The following is a 19,108-nucleotide window of genomic DNA, read 5'->3' on the forward strand; positions in this document are numbered from 1 at the left end:
TTCCTTTTAATTTTATTTAACCTTGTCGGAAATGACCTGTTTAAAGTGATTTTAATATTTTTTTAAGGCTCATTTAAGTTTCTTTTAATCGCATCCAAGCAATTTTGTAATTTAAAATAAAAAATAATGAACAGAATTGCAGTGCTGTGTCTGGCCGTTTCCTCATTCATGGCGGCACAACAGCAAATGTCTCTTTTGGAATGCGAAGAAGCCTTTCAGAAGAACAATCTCCAGCTGCTCGCCGAACAATACAACATCAATATGGCTGATGCTGATATTCTGCAGGCTAAAATCTGGGAATTGCCACAATTGAGTGGACAGTTTAATGCTTATAATCCTCAGGATAAAAAATTTTTTGATATAGGGCATTCAAAGGGAGCAGGAATTACCCAATTAATTTATATGGGCGGTAAAAAGAAAAATGAAATTGCCTTTGCAAAATCAAATAAAGAACTTGCCCAGCTTCAGTTTTCTCAGCTTCTTGTTGACCTGAGGGCCCAGCTCCGGACTGCTTATTTTAATCTTTATTACGAAAAATTAAAGCTTGAGAATACCGATAAGCAGCTAGGGTATATGAATGACCTGTTAAGTGCCTATCGTGTACAGTCTGCAAAAGGGAATGTATCCCTTAAAGATGCGGTAAGACTTCAAAGTCTTGTGATCCAGCTGAATCATGACAAGCTTGAAATCAATAAAAATATTCTTGGCTTTGAGCAGAACTTAAAAGTTCTTACAGGAATTTCAGAAGACATAGAGCCTTTGATCCCTGAATCTGAAGCTAAAGAAGCATTAGGGGCCCAGCCTTTTGGAGGGGAAGAAGAACTGAAAAGTAAGGCATTGGAAAATAATGCAGATTATCGATATAACTTAAAATTAATTGATAACAGCAAACTGTACGCCCAGTGGCAGAAATCATTGAATGTGCCGGATCTTAATGTGGGAGCAGCATGGGATCAGGCAGGAGGAACCTTTAATAATGAAGCCAATCTGACATTGGGAATTCCTTTGCCCTTATGGAGAGCGAATCAGGGAAATGTGGAAAAAGCCAACTATGCAATCCAGCAGAATCAAAAAAATGCAGATTTTCAGAAACTGACTCTTGAAACTAAAGTACAGGCGGCTTATAAAACCTGGAAAGCACAATACGATCAGCTTTTGGATATAAAAACAACGGATCTGCAGAATATGGATCTGGTCTATAACGGGATGATGACCAATTTCAGAAAAGGAAATGTAAACCTTATCGAATTTACAGACTTTATGGACAGCTACCGGGAAACTGCTCTTCAGATCTATGATATGAAAAACGAAATTATGCAGGCGGCGGAACAACTTAACCAATTAGTACAAACGAAAATCTTCTATTAAACAATGAAAACTTATATTATTCCAGTATTGATGGTCTTATCGCTAATGGCCTGCTCAAAAAAAGAGGAAGAAAAGAATAACCAGGCCAAAAAAGGTTTTGAACTCAGCAATACCATGCTGAATTCCATTTCCCTGGCAAAGGTTGAACAGAAGAATATAGAAGATGAATATAGCTTTTACGGGAAGATCTCTGCAGACAAAAACAGTTATATAGATGTCTATCCATTGGTAGGTGGAAATGTGATGAGTGTAAACGTAGAACTTGGGGATTATGTGAAAAAAGGACAGGTACTGGCCACCATCAGAAGTACGGAGCTTGCAGAAATTCAAAAAGATGTCAGCGATTCTAAAACAGATCTTGTCGTTGCAAAAAATAATCTTAGGGTTGCTAAAGAGCTCTATGAAGGGAAACTGAATACAGAAAGAGACGTGCTGGAAGCAAAAAGCCAGCTGCAGAAAGCTCAGGACCAGCTACAGAGAGCTACAGCCGTAAGTACTGTTTATAACGTAAAATCAGGAAATATATACAGTGTGGTAGCGCCAATCAACGGATATATTGTTCAGAAGAGTATCAATAAAGATATGCAGCTGAGAAGCGACCGAAGCGAAAATATCTTCGATGTGGCTAATACAACCAATGTATGGGCTATCATGAACGTTAACGAGTCCGATATTGACAAAATAAGTCTTGGAATGAAAGCTCAGGTATCTACACTCTCTTACCCGGATAAGGTTTTTGATGGAAAAATTGATAAAATATTTAAAATCATTGATCCGCAAACCAATGCCATGCAGGCAAGAGTAGTACTGGATAATGCCAATGGGCTGTTGATCCCGGACAGTAAAGCCACCATAAAAGTTTCCAGTCTGGAAAGCAATACAATGCTGACTGTACCTTCCAAAGCAGTAATTTTTGATGATAACAAAAGTTTTGTTGTGGTTTTTAAATCCAGAACAGATGTGAAGGTGAGAGAAGTGAAAGTACAGAAACAGGTAGGTGATGTTACTTATATTGTGGATGGCCTTAAAGAAGGAGAAGAAGTAATAACCAACAACCAATTGTTGATATACCGTTCTCTGAACAGCTGAAAATTGTAATGATTTAAAATAAATTCTCTCAACGGCTTTTTTAGGTCATCAATGTATCTATCATGAATAAATTCATAAAAAATATAATCGCTTTTTCATTAAAAAATAAAGCATTTACCTTTATCTGGGTTGCTATTTTGGCGATTGCCGGGTTTATAAGTTTCAAAAATATGCCTATTGAAGCTTTCCCGGATGTTACCAATACTCAGATTGTAATCATTACCCAATGGAATGGGCGTAGTGCAGAAGAAGTAGAACGTTTTGTTACTACTCCCATAGAATTGGCGATGAGCCCGGTTCAGAAGAAAACCAGTGTGAGAAGTACCACTATGTTTGGCCTTTCCATTGTTAAGATTCTGTTTGATGATGGGGTGGATGATACTTTTGCCAGAAATCAGGTCAATAACCAATTAAGAACCATTAGCCTTCCTGATGAGGTAGACCCGGAAGTACAGCCACCCTACGGGCCAACCGGAGAAATTTTCAGATACACCCTGGAAAGTAAAACAAAAGATTCCCGGAAACTGCTTACCCTGCAAAACTGGGTGATAGACCGCGCTTTGAGAGGAGTTCCCGGAGTAGCGGATATCAATGTTTTTGGAGGTCAGGACAAAGTATTTGAATTAAGTATTGATCCCAGAGCGCTGGATAAATATAATCTTACGCCTCTTCAGGTATATGATGCTGTTACCAAAAGCAATCTGAATGTCGGAGGTGATGTCATTGAAAAAAACGGACAGGCGTATGTCGTAAGAGGGATAGGGTTGGTGAAATCTATTGCAGATATCGGAAATATCACCATTCAGAATGATAGTGGAAATCCAGTTCTGGTAAAAAATGTAGCAGAAGTTCATGAAAGCTCTATGCCTAGAGTAGGGCAGGCGGCCTTGAATACTCATGACGATACTGTAGAAGGAATTGTGGTGATGAGAAAAGGAGAGAACCCAAGAGAAGTTCTGGTAGGGGTAAAAGCTAAAATCAAAGAACTGAACGAGAAGATCCTGCCGAAAGATGTAAAAATGGTGACTTTCTACGATAGAGATAACCTGATGGATTTTACGACTAAAACGGTAATGCATAACCTGATTGAAGGGATTATATTGGTAACGGTGATCGTTTTGATCTTTATGGCAGACTGGAGAACGACATTGATTGTTTCCATTATTATCCCTCTATCCCTATTATTTGCGTTTTTATGTTTAAAACTGGCAGGAATGAGTGCCAATCTGCTTTCTCTGGGAGCCGTAGACTTTGGGATTATTATTGACGGAGCTGTCGTCATGGTAGAAGGGCTCTTTGTAATGCTCGACCATAAAGCACAAAAATACGGAAAGGAAAAATTCAATAAATTAGCGAAAGGAGGCTGGATTAAGCAGACGGGTACAGGTTTGGGAAAAGCAATTTTCTTCTCAAAGCTGATTATTATTACCTCTCTGATTCCCATTTTCTCATTCCAGAAAGTGGAAGGTAAGATGTTCTCACCTTTAGCCTTTACTTTAGGGTTTGCATTGATAGGAGCATTGATATTTACTTTAACACTCGTTCCTGTACTTTCCCATATTCTTTTAAATAAAAATGTAAAAGAAAAAAATAATCCGTTTGTGAATTTCTGGGACAGAATCGTTTTGAAAGGTTTTAATTTAACCTTTAAGCATAAAAGAACGAGTATGATCGTAGCCATCTCATTTCTGGCAGTTACCTTATTCTCCGGAAAATTTTTAGGAACAGAATTCCTGCCTCAGCTGAATGAAGGTTCACTTTGGATCACTGCCGAAATGCCAATGAGTTCATCATTAAAAGAGTCGCTGAAAACTGCAGATCTTTTGAAAAAGGATATCATGAGTTTCTCTGAAGTAACAGATGTACTGGCACAGACGGGGAGAAGTAATGACGGGACAGATCCGAACGGATTCGGTTTCGTACAGTTTGCTGTAAACCTTAAACCAAGAGAAGAATGGAAACGGAAGATCACTTATGATGAGCTCATCAATGAAATAGACCAGAAGCTGAGAAACTATCAAGGGATCACGTTCAATTATTCCCAGCCGATTTCAGATAACGTGGCAGAAGCAGTAGCTGGTTTTAAAGCTGAGAACGGAATTAAAATTTATGGAGATAATTTAGAAACCTTAGACAAATTAGCGAATGAGGTTTTAGCAAAAATTAAAGACGTTGAAGGAGTAAAAGATCCGGGTATTATTAAAAATATCGGTCAGCCTGAGGTAAGTGTGGTACTGGACAGAGATAAAATGGCAGCTTATGGAGTAATGCCAGCTGATGCACAGGCGGTACTGGAAATGGCCTTTGGAGGAAAAACGGCTTCTGAAATGTTTGATGGAGAAAGAAAATTTCCGATCCGTCTTCGTTACTCCCAGGAATACAGAACCAATGAAAATGATATTGCCGCTTTGATGGTTCCTACTCAGGATGGAGCAAAAATTCCTTTAAAAGAGATCAGTACTATCGTTAAAGATAATGGAGCTGCATTTATCTACAGGGATAATATTAAAAGATATATCGGAGTGAAATTCTCAATCAGGGATCGTGATTTGGGAAGTACCATCGCTGATGCTCAGAAAAAAGTAGCAGCGGTTGAACTTCCGGATGGATATTCCTTAGGCTGGACAGGACAGTTCGAAAACCAACAGCGTGCTTCACACCGATTGGCCCAGGTGGTTCCGGTAAGTATTCTGATGATCTTCTTCCTTTTATTTATCCTTTTTGGAAATATGAAAGATTCTCTTCTGGTTTTAGCGAATGTTCCATTTGCTCTGATTGGAGGGATTATTGCCCTACATGTTACCGGAATGAATTTTGGAATTTCCGCAGGAGTAGGAATGATCGCCCTTCTGGGAATCTGTATACAGAACGGAGTTATTTTGATTACAGAATTCCATCAGAATGTTAAAAACGGACTGGATATAGATAATGCGATATTAAGTGGAGTAAAATCCAGAACCAGACCAGTCATTATGACCGCTCTGATGGCGTCTATAGGATTAATGCCGGCAGCCTTATCTACTGGGATTGGTTCAGAATCTCAAAAGCCTCTTGCCATTGTAATTATTGGTGGGCTTATCACTGCTACTGTGCTTACCCTGCTTATATTTCCTATTATTTTCTGGATTTTTAACAGGACTAAAAAGCTCAGTCAAATTTAGATTATCTTTCATTTATATTAGTAAGAAGTGCGGAAAACAAAGTTTTACGCACTTCTGCATTATTGAAATAAAATAGGATGAGTTTAAGTTTAAAATCCTAATCCCACTGTGAAAGCTTTTATGGTATTTGGATAATCTGAAACTGAAGTAGCGGCTCCTGTTGTTGTATTAATAGAGTAAATTTTTGTAGATGAACCTATTGATGCTGCTAAATAGGCTTTTTGGCTCATGCTTCCAATATCGAAACCATTAGCACTTGTAATATTAATTCCTAAAGAGCCTGTTTCTACTAAATTCCCGTTATTAGGAGGGTTTTGCTGATATAATTTATCTGTATTGTGATCAATGACAAATAGAGTAGTAGCAGTACTTCCCGCAGAATTATTAGTATAAGCAGCTGCGCTTATAAGGGGACTTCCTGGATTTAATGCAAGATCTACAGCAGCAACTGTTCCGTCGTTAGGATTTAGGCGAAGATTCTGTCCTGTGTTGCTTACTACCCTTATTCTGTCCACGGTAGGATTGAAATCGAAACCAAAATCTGTTCCGGAAAGCAAAGTAGAAAAAGGTGAAGTGCCTACAGCTGTAGCAGCACCTGTTCCCAAATTGATGGTGTAAATTCTACTTGAACTTCCCAATGCATATAATTGTCCGTTTACAGGGCGGAAATCTATTCCTAAAATATTTTCACCACTTTGTAATCCAGCCACCGTCTTGGAAACAGGCATTGGATTGTTTGGATTGAAAATTTGGAGATTATTAGAATTGTCAATGGCATAGGCTACCGGTTCTGTAGGAATGGCAATATCGATAAGAGCTTGCTGAAGAAAGCCTACAAATGTTGCTTTTCCATTATTAAGATCCAGAACATGCAATTTATCACTGAAAGCTAATAGAGCAGTACTGTTATCAAATTTAATATCAAAAGCAGCGTGCCCTGTAAAAGTGGTACCCACGCTTCCCACTTCCACTAAAGTTCCATTGTTGGGAGGATCTTGTTTGTATAATTTTCCTAATACCGGATCAATATCATAGAGTATAGTTGAAGTAGTTCCTGCTTTACTGTTTGTGTAAGCTAATCCTGTTATTGAGGGACCTCCTGTTCCGTTAATATTAGTATCAGTAGCGGCAGTAGCTCCTGTTTCCGGATGTATACGCAGATTTTGTCCGGTATTACTCACAAGACGAATTCTGTCAACAGTAGGATTGAAATCAATTGAAGCTATTGTCCCCGAAATCAAAGGAGTAAATGCTGTTGAACTTACAGGTCTTGCTGAAGCATTGGATGTATTGATTATATATAATTTGCTGGCATTTGATAATGCATATAACTCTCCTGTTGCAGGCCTGAAATCTATGCTTAACAATTTTTCTCCTGATACAACACCTGTTACAGCTGTTTTGGAGGTGAAGGTTTTCGGATTATTAGAATTAAAATAAACAAGCTCATTCATTGCTGTTATTCCGTATACCATAAGATTGGGACTCTGAGGGATGTTTTCTGACATATGGTTTTCATCTGAATTATCACACGAAAAAAAAGTTGTAATGACAAACAGAGCCAAGTAGATGTGTAATAGTTTTCTCATAATATTAATATTAGTTGTTGTTTTTATATGTACGAGAAAAAGATAAAAATGGATTTATTGGTAGACATACTTAAGTTTTTTGCCTATATATTGTATTCATAATTAGTAAGATAGTTTATATTTTTAATAAAACATTTCTAAGGATTTTTTTCAATCCGGAAAAATGTGTAAATTTGCAGTCTCAATACGTTGAAATATAAGGTTTGTCCTTCATCGGATAAGAATATTGAAAGTTTTTTGAATAAAAAGTTTTTGGTATTTAAAAATTCATTATATTTGCACACCGAAAATTTGAAAAACAATAAATAAATAATTTTAAATCATGGCAAAGGAAACGTTTAATCGTAACAAACCACACTTGAACATTGGTACTATTGGTCACGTTGACCATGGTAAAACTACTCTTACAGCTGCTATTTCTGCTGTATTAGCTAGCAAAGGTCTTGCTGAGAAAAAAGACTTCTCTGCAATTGACTCTGCTCCAGAAGAAAAAGAAAGAGGTATTACTATCAATACTGCTCACATCGAATACGAAACTGAAAAAAGACACTATGCTCACGTTGACTGTCCAGGTCACGCCGACTATGTTAAGAACATGGTAACTGGTGCTGCTCAAATGGATGGAGCTATCGTAGTATGTGCTGCAACTGATGGTCCTATGCCTCAGACTAGAGAACATATCCTACTTTGCCGTCAGGTAAACGTACCTAGAATCGTTGTTTTCATGAACAAAGTTGACATGGTAGACGATCCTGAATTGTTAGAGCTTGTTGAAATGGAACTTAGAGACTTATTGTCTACTTATGAATTTGACGGTGATAACTCTCCAGTAATTCAAGGTTCTGCTCTAGGTGCTCTTACAGCTGCAACTGCATCTCCTGCTAACACAGAAGACAAGTGGTTCAAAAGCGTAGAAGAATTAATGGATGCTGTTGATACTTGGATCGAGCAACCACCAAGAGATACTGAAAAGCCATTCTTGATGCCAATCGAAGACGTATTCTCTATTACAGGTAGAGGTACTGTTGCAACTGGTAGAATCGAGGCTGGTGTTATCAACACTGGAGATCCAGTTGATATCGTAGGTATGGGTGATGAAAAATTAACTTCTACTATTACAGGAGTTGAGATGTTCAGAAAGATCCTTGATAGAGGTGAAGCTGGAGATAACGTAGGTCTATTGTTGAGAGGTATTGAAAAAACTGACATCAAGAGAGGTATGGTTATCGCTAAGAAAGATTCTGTGAAGCCACACAAAAAATTCAAAGCATCTGTTTATATCCTTTCTAAAGAAGAAGGTGGACGTCACACTCCATTCCACAACAAATACCGTCCTCAGTTCTATGTAAGAACTACTGACGTTACAGGTGAGATCTTCTTACCAGAAGGTGTAGAAATGGTAATGCCTGGTGATAACTTAGAGATCACTGTAGAATTGTTACAACCAATCGCTCTTAACGTAGGTCTTAGATTTGCGATCAGAGAAGGTGGTAGAACAGTTGGTTCAGGTCAGGTTACTGAAATCGTAGACTAATCATCTTAAAATAAATTAAGCTTCCGAAAGGGAACTCTCGGAAGCTTTTTTAACTACGGGCATCGTCCAATGGTAGGATACCGGTCTCCAAAACCGTTGATCAGGGTTCGAATCCTTGTGCCCGTGCAAATATAAATTATGAGTTCATTTGTCGATTTTTTAAAAGGTTCTTATAACGAATTCAGACATAAAGTTGAATGGCCAAAATGGGCTGACCTTCAGTCGTCTACAATTGTAGTGACTATTGCGACAGTGATCTTGGCTTTATTTACTTTTGGAGTTGATGAATTGTTTTCAAAAGCAATCAGCAACATCATTGGAATGCTAATCAACTTGTTCAACTAATTAAAGTATTTTCCCATAATGAGCGAATTGAAATGGTATGTGCTGAAAGCAATCAGCGGACAGGAAAATAAAGTGAAAAACTATATTGAGACAGAAATCAAACGTTTAGGGTTTGAGCAGTACGTTACTCAGGTGGTTATTCCTATGGAAAAGGTTATTCAAATTAGAAACGGTAAGAAAGTTCCTAAAGAAAAGCCTTACTATCCTGGATACTTGATGATTGAAGCTGAACTGATGGGAGAAATTCCTCACGTTATCAAAAACATCCCTGGAGTTATTTCTTTCTTAAGTCTAACAAAAGGTGGAGATCCTGTTCCAATGAGAAAATCTGAGGTGAACAGAATGCTTGGAAGAATGGATGAACTTTCAGAATTCGCAAGCGATGTTGAGATTCCATATGTAGTAGGTGAAAACGTAAAAGTGATCGATGGTCCTTTCAACGGATTCAATGGTACAGTTGAGAAGATTCTTGAAGATAAAAAGAAAATTGAAGTTTCTGTATTGATCTTCGGTAGAAAAACTCCAATGGAGCTTAGCTACATGCAAGTAGAAAAAGTATAATAATTACTTACACAATATAAAAAAGACTGCTTTTAAGCGGTCTTTTTTCATTTTATAACATCCCCATTTAAGGACCAGAAATATAATTGTGAATGATGATTGAATGCTTTCGTAATTAAAGATCAGTCTTTAGTCATTATTTCTGAGAAACTGTAATAATTGGCTATTAGCTCTGGATTATCGGATACTTGATATAACTTTCAATAGAAGCGGAGATCCTAGCCTGCCTATCAGGTAAAGCATTCCATCCATTGGTCTGACAAAACCCGATATTGATTCATTTAATGAATAATATGGAGCCAATTTTAAAGCCTTTCAACTATGCTTTTCTCTAAAATATTTTGATATTAATAAAAAACTATCATTTTTTACCTGTTTAATTTTGTTTTTTATAAATTTTAATTAATTATTTTATTGAAAATATAAAATCTGATTCACGTTAGCTGTTTCTATTAAGGACTTTACCAGAATTCAATACTCACTTTTATGGGATAACAGGTAATTTTTCCTTTATTTAAAGGTGTTTCCAAAGGTTAATTCTCTTTTGATGGCATACTTCTTGTAAGTTATTCATCAATCAGCCCATAAAACTTATTGTTTTTCTCATACGTGCACTGTTTGCAGATGCGCAGTATATTTTGTGTTTTAAACCGAAAATCTTAAATGTGATCATGAGATGTGGGAGGAATGGAAATCTTAGCAAACACATAACGCACAATGACAAAAATTACTTCGATGATCCTTTTATTAGGTTCAACAGTATTATTAAATGCTCAAGTTGGTATAAATACTTCAAACCCGGAAAAGGAGCTTACGGTGAACGGTACGATGAAAACTTCAGGTATTGTTTTCAAAAAGCCAATGGAAAAATTGGGCACTGATGAAAATTATACTTTTATTATCAAATCTCCTGCTCCTGAAAATAAAATTACGGCGTACAATGATTCTTTTGTACCCAATTCGCCGGCACCCATCAATATTATACAGTTTAAAATTACCTGTGATCCTTCAGATAAAGACTGGGTAAAAGAGTTTGATACCAAAATTAATTCTAAAAAATTTCTGGTAGTAATCTCTTCCTTCGGATTTACCCAGCCTGTAAGAACCAATACCGCAGACTGGCTGACTCCGGTTCCTCAGATATTTGCTTATTCAACAGGCACTACCTGGAAATTAAAAGCTGACTATGAAGGTTTTTCTCCCACGTCTATGTTGCCAACAGGAGAATGGACACTTAATTTATTGGTATATGACAGATCTTACGCAAAAGAATTTAACTCAACTCAATCCCTTAGAAACTCTACAACAGGTGCCGCTGCCGCTCCTTTAATTCAATAAAATACGACAATGAAAAAAATGATAACATTATTCTTTGTGACTATTGCTTCATTGGGAGTAAAGGCACAAATCGGAATTAATACTGCCAACCCAAAGGGAGTTTTGGATGTAGAAGGAGAAACTTTAGTAGAATCTTATCTTATCGATACTGAAAATGTAACGGCAAGAGGGAACTATTTACTGCTTACACGTTCTAAGGATTCTTCTCCTGTAGGGAAAGTGAAGCTGCTTGATATTACACTTCGTAATGTAGCTCCGGTAAATATGTATAATGTAGTGCTGAAAAACGTAAAGCAGGACGAAGTAATTAACCTTAATACAGGGCTGGATGCAGATAAATATGTTGTAGCTATTACTGGTGCTGTTTTCACCGATGCCGTTTCTGCTACTACAACCTCTACTTCAAGACTGTACGGGGCGTATTCTACAGAAGTAACCAAAATACAAAAAAACGGGAAAAATTATCAGGCCGTTAATCTTAGTTTTAAGGGAGCGGGTACTGTATCTGCACAAAACGGGACATGGACACTTACCTTAAATGTATTTGAAAAATCTCTGGTAAAAGATTGGGGAACATTTTCCGGTTCTGTATCAGCTTCGGCATCTTTTACCGGAGTATCTACCAACACGCCTCTTGGGCTTCAATAATAAAACATGATAAGACAAATTTATATTACAATGATGATAGGACTGGGAATCTTTCTGAATGCCCAGACCGGAAAAGTAGGAATCAAGACAGATAACCCTACAGAGACACTTGATGTAAACGGAAAGACTCATACCAATTCTTTATATCTCAGAAATCCGGGAGAACCTACCATGACAGGGGGAAGTTTTCTGGCCACATCAGAAAATGCATTACAGCTATATGATCCGAATCTGGAAAGCAGCGGATTATTCAATTATATCAAGCTTACGCTGACAGGAGTTTCGGGACAAGGAATTGCTGATTATGATACAAAAATTGATGCCAATAACTTTCTGGTTGTACTTCATAACTATTCTTTCAAGCTTAGCAATGGAAATACCAATGTAATGCTAGATTATGGTGATAACGGAGTTAATGACAACAAACAGGGATCACCTGATGTAACTGCGTTCAAAAGTAATGGAACATGGCATATCAAAGCAAGATTTACTGATAGCAGAATTATTGCCAACACTTCTGCGGGACCATCAAGAACTTATAATGATTTCACTGTTGATCTTTATCTGATGGCCTATAAAAGATTGATTACAAAGCATAATATCAATGAGGTTAATGCTAATCTTGGTGGAACTGATGGTTCTGCTCAAACAATTAATAAACCATCAGGTTTTTAATACAATAAAAACTTAGTTGATTAAGAAACCAGACTTTTGAATAAGAGTCTGGTTTTTTATTTTGATATTTTTACAGTTATATAATGAATGTTTTGTCAATTTGTTAGGTATAGTTGAATATTGTTTATTGATTTTTCAAATGATTTTATAATTTTATATGGAATTATATTGAAATGGGAAAACGAATACCTTCTATATTATTATTACTGTTTTCAGTAGCGCTGTGTTTGGGGCAGAACAGAAAAGAGTATGAGCAATATATGAATACTGCCAATGGGCTGAAATTTAAAGACTGGAAAAAGACAGAGTTTAATATACAGCAGGCAAGAAAAAAAGTTGATGAACGTGATTTAGGAGACTTTTATATCGAAGCTGCAAAAATTTACAGTGATGTAAATTATTTTGATCTGGCGCTGGATTATTCGAACAAAGCTTATCATCTGTTTTTGGATAAAGATGAAGAGAAAATGGCTAAAATAGATGGCATTTTTGCTTATACTTACTCACAGCTTAACGATACCAGGCGGGCTATTTCTTATTACAAGAAACTTTTAGGATTTTATCAGAAGCAAAAACAGGAAACAGAAACCATTAAGCTTCTTAATAATTTGGGAAATGCTTATCTGGTGTTATCCAAACTGGATTCATCAAGATATTACTTTGAAAAAGCATTGGTGGCTTTTAAAACATATAATAATCCTGTTATCAAAGCATTTGTCTTCTCAAATTTGGGGAAACTTAATTTTCTGGAAGGTAACAATGCTAAGGCAGAAGAGTATCTTTTAGAAGCAGAAGCTATTGTGAAAAATAATAAGATTGAAGATCATAAATCCAACTATCAGGTTAATTATAACCTTGCCAATTTCTATATTGAAACAGAAAATCCTGAAAAAGCCTTACAGTATGCCGGAAATGTGGGAAACCATATTGTCCCCAATGCCATCAGCTTTGATAATACAAATTATTTAAGAACTTTATATAAGGCTTACCAGCTCAATAAAGACTATAAAAACTCTGTAGAAACTTTTAAAAAATATGACTCTATACGGGAATTGCTGAACGTAGAGGAAAAAGCAGTGAATGTAGAGCGTTTAAAAGTAAGACATGATTATGAACTGCAGAAAAGAATAGACAAAATAGAGCAGGATAGAAAGAATATGCTGTATGTAGTGATGGTCATTATTCTTCTGCTGGTCGTAGCAATCAGTATTTTGCTGCTTATTAATTTCAGAAACAAGGCTGAAAAACTCCGCTTAGAAAAGAAGCTGATTGAAAACCGTGAGAAGCAGCTGGAAATAGATAATCAGATGAAAGAAAAAATGTTGGTATATAAATCTATGGAACAATCTAAAATAGAAGAAATTTTTAAATCTCTTCTGGAACAGGTCAATGTTTTGAAAACTAAGCTTAAAGACAGTGAGATCAATGAGGTTTCCAGGATTATCAACGAAATTAAGCTGAATACTAAACACGACTCATGGGGAGATTTTGAATACCATTTCCTGAATATCCATGAATCGTTTTACGAAAATCTGGATCGCAAACATCCTGGGCTGACCAACTACGATAAACGGCTGGCAGCTATGCTGAAGCTTAAATTGTCTACAAAAGAAATTTCAAATCTGCTGAATGTAACCCCAAAAACAATTGAAAATTCGAGAACACGCCTGAGGAAAAAAATGAATCTGACCAATACCAAAGAAGACCTTGCTCAATATTTAAATGAATTATAATGTGTTGATATTTAATATCTTGTTATTATGTGTGTGGAAATGATGTGGTGTTTTTTTCCTTATAAGTGGTAATTGTGTGTGGTATTTTTATACAGGTTGGGTGGCAATGCATTCCTTTGTCTCCTATTTAAAACAATACCACTATGAAAAAGTTACTTATTTTTTTTATTGTTCTTTCAATATATTCTCAAGGAAAGGCACAATGGAATCCTGTATTGGATCAGAATTTTTTGGTAGCGAATGGAGGAGGATCTTCCTTTGCTGCCACTACAAGTGATGGGAAAACTTACATCGGATACTGGAAACGGGTTTCTGCACCGGTAAACTATGAATTATGGGTCCAGATTCTGGATCAGGCCGGAAATAAACAGCTGGGGCCGGAAGGAATCAAAGTAAGTGACCAGATTCCGATGAGTACCTATACGGTTATGGAAAGAACAGCAGTAGACTCGTCAGATAATCTGTATATTGGAGTTACAGGAACAGGAGGTGGAAATCCGGGTTATGTTTTTAAAATTACCCCACAGGGAACTTCCATATGGCCAAACGGGATCAGTCTTGGGGAAGGATATCTTCCGACTATCCTGCCATTGCCTGAAGGAGATATTATTGTCGGATATTTTCCACCTAGCCAGAAGCATACTAAAGTACAAAGATTTAATGCTTCAGGGCAGCCGGTATGGACGAGTCCGGCTCAGATTGTTTCTGATGATAATACTAAGAATACTGTCCCGGCTGATCTTTTTAAACTCAAAGGAGATGAATGTGAAATTATTTTCCACAAACAAATGTCTTTTGGAACCACAAGTTACCTGTTCGCTCAAAAGTTAAACCTTATCAACGGAGGGCTATTATGGGATACAGCTAAACAGATCACGACTAAATCTACAGCCTATAATGTAAAATATAGCGGAGTCGTAGATAGTAATGTGGTATACTACGGATACAGTACTGGTGAAAATATGCGATTTGACGGGTATCTTCAAAGAATCAATCCTGATAGTAGCCTTCCATGGGGTATTTTTGGGGTAGACTTTGATACTCATCAGACTTATTTTGAAAAAGATATGAAAATTGCTTTTACACCAGGGTCTTCTTATATATGGTCCATTGCCAATTACAGTTCTTCATCTCAGGGAGACAATGGTGAATTTGTACAGAAGTTTGATAAAAATACCGGATCAAGATTATTTACTGATAATGCAAAGCAGGTTTTTGCTGTGGATAATATGTCTATGTTCCATTATGATGGGCTGCAGTTGGTAAATGATAAGCCTTATTTTGTTGTACAGAAAAAAGTAGGAACTGCGCTCAATATATCTTTAAATGCTGTTCTACTGGATAGCAATGGCGATTTTGAATGGCCACAACATTATCTTCCTGTAGCAACTTTTGAGGCTTCTAAAGGGTATATTTCCGTATTAAAACCTATTAATGGGCAGGGAGTAATTGTATTTCAGGAAACCAAAAATACCGAGACTAACTTGTCAGGTATCTATGCACAGAATCTGATGTTACCTAATGGTACGATGGGAACTCATGAAATTTCCAATAATAATTCCAATATCAGATTATATCCGAATCCTGCGGTGGATTTTATTCATATTGATGGAATGAAAGATCAGGATTTTAGCATTTATAATGCCGTTGGACAATTGATAAAATCAGGACGTATGAAGCAGGGAGAAATTGATGTCAAAAATCTTATAAAAGGAATCTATCATATAAAGGTAAAAGAAAAAAGCATAAAATTTATCAAGAAGTAAGGATTCTATAATTGTAATAATAAGATTAAAGAAGAAGTCTTTGTATCAACAGAATGTTTCGTGGAAAAGAAAGAAGATCAGGGGAGGCAGAGCTCTCGGATATTATTTTTTTGTCTAAACTTTTTAAAAATCAGCAATATCCGTTTGTAGTTTCAAAAATATTTTATACTTTTGCAGTCCAAAAAGCAGACTTATCATAAGTGAGTGCGATAATCTGCTGAATAATAAATGCTTCCAAACTCATTAATTATTCAAATTTAAAAAACAAACAATGGCTAAGAAAGTCTTTAAAATGGTAAAGCTTCAGGTGAAAGGTGGCGCAGCTAACCCTTCTCCACCAGTAGGTCCAGCATTGGGTTCTGCAGGTGTGAACATCATGGAGTTTTGTAAGCAATTTAACGGAAGAACCCAAGATAAGCCAGGGCAAGTTTTACCTGTAGTAATTACAGTATACGAAGACAAATCTTTTGAATTCGTTATTAAAACTCCACCTGCAGCGATCCAGTTAATGGATGCAGCTAAAATCAAGGGAGGTTCTGGTGAACCAAACAGAAACAAAGTAGGTTCTGTAAATTGGGAACAAGTAAAGAAAATCGCTGAAGATAAAATGGCGGATCTTAACTGTTTTACAATGGATTCTGCTGTTTCTATGGTTGCAGGTACTGCAAGATCTATGGGATTAAGAGTAACAGGAACTAAACCAACTTTTAACGCTTAATACTATTAGAAAATGGCAAAATTGACTAAAAAGCAAAAGGAAGCTTTAAGCAAAGTAGAAAAAGGAAGAATCTATAACCTTGAAGAAGGTTCAGCTCTTGTAAAAGAAGTGAACACTACAAAGTTTGATGCTTCAGTAGATATCGCTGTAAGATTAGGTGTAGACCCAAGAAAAGCAAACCAAATGGTAAGAGGTGTTGTATCTCTTCCTCACGGTACTGGTAAAGATGTTAAAGTATTAGCTCTTGTAACTCCAGATAAAGAAGCAGAAGCTAAAGCTGCTGGTGCTGACTATGTAGGTCTTGACGAATATTTACAAAAAATTAAAGATGGTTGGACAGATGTTGACGTTATCGTTACTATGCCAGCTGTAATGGGTAAATTAGGTCCATTAGGTAGAGTATTAGGTCCAAGAGGTTTAATGCCAAACCCTAAATCAGGAACTGTAACAATGGAAATTGGTAAAGCAGTAACTGAAGTAAAAGCTGGTAAAATTGACTTTAAAGTAGACAAATACGGTATTATCCACGCTGGTATTGGTAAAGTATCTTTCGATGCTGCCAAAATCAAGGAAAATGCTCAGGAATTGATCTCTACTTTGATCAAAATGAAGCCAACTGCTGCTAAAGGAACTTATGTGAAGTCTATCTATTTGTCTTCTACAATGAGCCCAGGTATTGCAATTGATACTAAATCTGTTAACTAATAATAATCCTTAAGACAATGACAAAAGACCAAAAAGTTGTAGCAATACAAGAGATCAAAGATTTGCTTCAGGATGCAAAAGTAGTATACGTAGCAGATTTAGACGGTTTGAACGCTGGTAAATCTTCAGAATTCAGAAGACAGGCTTTCAAGCAAAATATTAAAGTGAAAGTTGTTAAAAATACACTTTTACAAAAAGCAATGGAACAAATCGAAGGAGTAGATTACTCTGAAATGTTCCCATCTTTCAAAGGAAACTCAGCATTAATGGTTGCTGATACAGCAAACGCTCCTGCGAAACTTATCCAAGGATTCAGAAAGAAAGAAGAAAAGCCAGCTTTAAAGTCTGCTTTTGTTCAAGAAGCTTTCTATATTGGTGACAACAACCTAGACGTGTTAGCTAATATCAAGTCTAGAGAAGAAATGATCGGTGAAATCATCGGATTACTTCAGTCTCCAATCCAGAGAGTTGTTTCTGCTCTTCAAAACAAACCTGAAACTGTAGAAGCTAAAGCTGAAGAAGCTGCTCCTGTAGTAGAAGAAACTCCTGCTGCTGAAGCTCCAGAAGCTGCTGCAGAAAGCACTGAAGAAACAAGTGCTGAATAATTATACTCAAAAAATTAAATAAATAATCAACAAAAACATTACAACAATGTCAGATTTAAAAAATTTAGCTGAAACGCTAGTAAACCTAACTGTAAAAGACGTAAACGAATTAGCTACTATCCTTAAGGATGAGTACGGAATTGAGCCAGCTGCTGCTGCTGTAGTAGTTGCTGCAGGTGGTGCAGGTGAAGCTGCTGAAGAAAAGACTGAATTCGACGTAATTCTTAAGTCTGCAGGTGCTTCTAAATTAGCTATCGTTAAATTAGTAAAAGATTTAACTGGTGCTGGTCTTAAAGAAGCTAAAGATATCGTAGATGGTGCTCCTTCTGCAATCAAAGAGGGTGTTTCTAAAGACGAAGCTGAAGCTCTTAAGAAGCAATTAGAAGAAGCTGGTGCTGAAGTAGAATTGAAATAATTTCAATTTTATTATAAATATAAGAAGCCTGAGCATTTGCTCAGGCTTTTTTTTTGATCTTATTTGAATCTATTTTGCGCTTTATCTATATGTGTATTGCAATATTATTGATACGTATAGTTTAATATTTTATTATGATTGATTATTTCATAAAAATTAACATAATAAAATAATTTAATTATGTTAAATGAATATTTTTGTTGTATTTTTTTTATTAAAACATTGTTTTAATTGAAAAAATACTATATTTGCATCAACGAAAACACAACATAATTGGATAGAAATTATTTTCTTTCCTATGGTCAAATAGCATTTCTATTGCTGCTGTCGACTATAGGAAGACTAAATGCGAGGATTATATCTTCTACGGTGAGCAAGCCTGAATTGTTTCATCGTGCGGATATAACCGATTCTGATTTTTACCTGCATTTATCTGATACTTTTTCACAGGAATCAATCAATTCTGTGAGTTGCAGACCTGCCCATCATTTAAAAATTAATGATAACTTTCAAGATGCTGTTTTATCCGGCAATATTCCATTTGTGAATGACCAGAACTTTGTGTTATTCTCTGTGAAGAATTTAAAGTTTACTTCTGGCTGGAATAAATGGAGGTGGCCCAATCCGGTCCATCATACCAATCCTATCGCAATATTTGAAATGGTAAAGACTTTTGATATGAACTCTTTTAAATTAGTCGATGGTTTTAAGTTTATTATTAAAATTCCTGATAAACTTACCGTCATTACTATACAGTAGTACTTCTGAAATTTTTACGATCCCCAGCCGGAATTCTCATTATTCATTTATATTATTTTAAATGAAGGGCTAAAGGATTGTCTTTTTATACCAAAATAA

At 36.3% G+C, this 19,108-nt stretch carries 17 protein-coding genes and 1 tRNA gene; 17 read left to right on the top strand and 1 reads right to left on the bottom strand.

What is annotated here, in order from left to right; genetic code table 11:
* Nucleotides 1–126 precede the first annotated feature (126 nt).
* From M2372_RS16690 to M2372_RS16700, 3 genes are all read left to right on the top strand, one after another.
* Nucleotides 127–1,368 (top strand): TolC family protein, encoded by a 1,242-nt coding sequence (locus M2372_RS16690; protein ID WP_123320871.1) that lies wholly within the window; start codon nucleotides 127–129, stop codon nucleotides 1,366–1,368.
* Nucleotides 1,369–1,371: 3 nt separating this feature from the next.
* The gene (locus M2372_RS16695; protein WP_115970240.1) at nucleotides 1,372–2,457 is read left to right on the top strand and encodes an efflux RND transporter periplasmic adaptor subunit; all 1,086 of its coding nucleotides are present in this window, start codon (nucleotides 1,372–1,374) and stop codon (nucleotides 2,455–2,457) included.
* Nucleotides 2,458–2,519: 62 nt separating this feature from the next.
* The gene (locus tag M2372_RS16700) at nucleotides 2,520–5,618 is read left to right on the top strand and encodes an efflux RND transporter permease subunit (protein WP_123320870.1); all 3,099 of its coding nucleotides are present in this window, start codon (nucleotides 2,520–2,522) and stop codon (nucleotides 5,616–5,618) included.
* Between the two features lie 89 nt (nucleotides 5,619–5,707).
* Here M2372_RS16700 and M2372_RS16705 read toward each other — a convergent pair whose 3' ends face one another.
* Complete coding sequence (locus M2372_RS16705) at nucleotides 5,708–7,126, bottom strand: DUF4394 domain-containing protein (protein ID WP_228455777.1); 1,419 nt, start codon at nucleotides 7,124–7,126, stop codon at nucleotides 5,708–5,710.
* A 403-nt stretch (nucleotides 7,127–7,529) separates the two neighbouring features.
* On the opposite strand from M2372_RS16705, the gene tuf reads away from it, so the two are divergent.
* From tuf to M2372_RS16775, 14 genes are all read left to right on the top strand, one after another.
* Nucleotides 7,530–8,741: an elongation factor Tu gene (tuf, locus tag M2372_RS16710; protein ID WP_089738146.1), complete on the top strand. Its 1,212-nt coding sequence runs from the start codon at nucleotides 7,530–7,532 to the stop codon at nucleotides 8,739–8,741.
* A gap of 55 nt (nucleotides 8,742–8,796) precedes the next feature.
* Nucleotides 8,797–8,867, top strand: a tRNA-Trp gene (locus tag M2372_RS16715).
* Nucleotides 8,868–8,879: 12 nt separating this feature from the next.
* Nucleotides 8,880–9,086: a preprotein translocase subunit SecE gene (secE, locus tag M2372_RS16720; protein ID WP_002976410.1), complete on the top strand. Its 207-nt coding sequence runs from the start codon at nucleotides 8,880–8,882 to the stop codon at nucleotides 9,084–9,086.
* Between the two features lie 18 nt (nucleotides 9,087–9,104).
* The gene (gene nusG, locus M2372_RS16725; protein WP_115970243.1) at nucleotides 9,105–9,647 is read left to right on the top strand and encodes a transcription termination/antitermination protein NusG; all 543 of its coding nucleotides are present in this window, start codon (nucleotides 9,105–9,107) and stop codon (nucleotides 9,645–9,647) included.
* Between the two features lie 717 nt (nucleotides 9,648–10,364).
* Entirely contained in the window at nucleotides 10,365–10,985 is a 621-nt protein-coding gene (locus tag M2372_RS16730) for a hypothetical protein (RefSeq protein WP_123320868.1), read from the top strand.
* 9 nt (nucleotides 10,986–10,994) lie between these two features.
* Nucleotides 10,995–11,633, top strand: a complete 639-nt coding sequence (locus M2372_RS16735) for a hypothetical protein (protein WP_123320867.1) — start codon at nucleotides 10,995–10,997, stop codon at nucleotides 11,631–11,633.
* Between the two features lie 6 nt (nucleotides 11,634–11,639).
* Complete coding sequence (locus M2372_RS16740; protein WP_123320866.1) at nucleotides 11,640–12,308, top strand: hypothetical protein; 669 nt, start codon at nucleotides 11,640–11,642, stop codon at nucleotides 12,306–12,308.
* 173 nt (nucleotides 12,309–12,481) lie between these two features.
* A complete protein-coding gene (locus M2372_RS16745; protein ID WP_123320865.1) occupies nucleotides 12,482–14,041 on the top strand; it encodes a tetratricopeptide repeat protein in 1,560 nt (519 codons plus the stop codon).
* Between the two features lie 143 nt (nucleotides 14,042–14,184).
* Complete coding sequence (locus tag M2372_RS16750; protein ID WP_123320864.1) at nucleotides 14,185–15,807, top strand: T9SS type A sorting domain-containing protein; 1,623 nt, start codon at nucleotides 14,185–14,187, stop codon at nucleotides 15,805–15,807.
* Nucleotides 15,808–16,078: 271 nt separating this feature from the next.
* A complete protein-coding gene (gene rplK / locus M2372_RS16755; protein ID WP_115970249.1) occupies nucleotides 16,079–16,525 on the top strand; it encodes a 50S ribosomal protein L11 in 447 nt (148 codons plus the stop codon).
* Nucleotides 16,526–16,537: 12 nt separating this feature from the next.
* Nucleotides 16,538–17,230 carry a 50S ribosomal protein L1 gene (gene rplA, locus M2372_RS16760; RefSeq protein WP_076354938.1) on the top strand — a complete coding sequence of 231 codons (693 nt, stop codon included), beginning with the start codon at nucleotides 16,538–16,540 and terminating at the stop codon, nucleotides 17,228–17,230.
* 17 nt (nucleotides 17,231–17,247) lie between these two features.
* Entirely contained in the window at nucleotides 17,248–17,835 is a 588-nt protein-coding gene (gene rplJ / locus M2372_RS16765; RefSeq protein ID WP_115970250.1) for a 50S ribosomal protein L10, read from the top strand.
* A gap of 46 nt (nucleotides 17,836–17,881) precedes the next feature.
* Nucleotides 17,882–18,250 (top strand): 50S ribosomal protein L7/L12, encoded by a 369-nt coding sequence (rplL, locus tag M2372_RS16770; RefSeq protein ID WP_045501110.1) that lies wholly within the window; start codon nucleotides 17,882–17,884, stop codon nucleotides 18,248–18,250.
* Between the two features lie 273 nt (nucleotides 18,251–18,523).
* Nucleotides 18,524–19,009, top strand: a complete 486-nt coding sequence (locus tag M2372_RS16775; protein WP_123320863.1) for a hypothetical protein — start codon at nucleotides 18,524–18,526, stop codon at nucleotides 19,007–19,009.
* The last annotated feature ends 99 nt before the right edge of the window (nucleotides 19,010–19,108 follow it).

It is taken from the genome of Chryseobacterium sp. BIGb0232 (assembly GCF_024810195.1).
Classification (GTDB): Bacteria; Bacteroidota; Bacteroidia; order Flavobacteriales; family Weeksellaceae; genus Chryseobacterium; species Chryseobacterium pennae.

Excerpts from the sequence above, each read along its gene's own strand:
- secE (WP_002976410.1), top strand. The coding sequence starts at position 8,880 with ATGAGTTCATTTGTCGATTTTTTAAAAGGTTCTTATAACGAATTCAGA.
- M2372_RS16735 (WP_123320867.1), top strand. The coding sequence starts at position 10,995 with ATGAAAAAAATGATAACATTATTCTTTGTGACTATTGCTTCATTGGGA.
- M2372_RS16745 (WP_123320865.1), top strand. The coding sequence starts at position 12,482 with ATGGGAAAACGAATACCTTCTATATTATTATTACTGTTTTCAGTAGCG.
- nusG (WP_115970243.1), top strand. The coding sequence starts at position 9,105 with ATGAGCGAATTGAAATGGTATGTGCTGAAAGCAATCAGCGGACAGGAA.
- rplK (WP_115970249.1), top strand. The coding sequence starts at position 16,079 with ATGGCTAAGAAAGTCTTTAAAATGGTAAAGCTTCAGGTGAAAGGTGGC.
- M2372_RS16705 (WP_228455777.1), bottom strand. The coding sequence starts at position 7,126 with ATGTCAGAAAACATCCCTCAGAGTCCCAATCTTATGGTATACGGAATA.
- M2372_RS16700 (WP_123320870.1), top strand. The coding sequence starts at position 2,520 with ATGAATAAATTCATAAAAAATATAATCGCTTTTTCATTAAAAAATAAA.
- M2372_RS16740 (WP_123320866.1), top strand. The coding sequence starts at position 11,640 with ATGATAAGACAAATTTATATTACAATGATGATAGGACTGGGAATCTTT.
- tuf (WP_089738146.1), top strand. The coding sequence starts at position 7,530 with ATGGCAAAGGAAACGTTTAATCGTAACAAACCACACTTGAACATTGGT.
- rplJ (WP_115970250.1), top strand. The coding sequence starts at position 17,248 with ATGACAAAAGACCAAAAAGTTGTAGCAATACAAGAGATCAAAGATTTG.
- M2372_RS16690 (WP_123320871.1), top strand. The coding sequence starts at position 127 with ATGAACAGAATTGCAGTGCTGTGTCTGGCCGTTTCCTCATTCATGGCG.
- M2372_RS16750 (WP_123320864.1), top strand. The coding sequence starts at position 14,185 with ATGAAAAAGTTACTTATTTTTTTTATTGTTCTTTCAATATATTCTCAA.
- rplA (WP_076354938.1), top strand. The coding sequence starts at position 16,538 with ATGGCAAAATTGACTAAAAAGCAAAAGGAAGCTTTAAGCAAAGTAGAA.
- M2372_RS16695 (WP_115970240.1), top strand. The coding sequence starts at position 1,372 with ATGAAAACTTATATTATTCCAGTATTGATGGTCTTATCGCTAATGGCC.
- M2372_RS16730 (WP_123320868.1), top strand. The coding sequence starts at position 10,365 with ATGACAAAAATTACTTCGATGATCCTTTTATTAGGTTCAACAGTATTA.
- rplL (WP_045501110.1), top strand. The coding sequence starts at position 17,882 with ATGTCAGATTTAAAAAATTTAGCTGAAACGCTAGTAAACCTAACTGTA.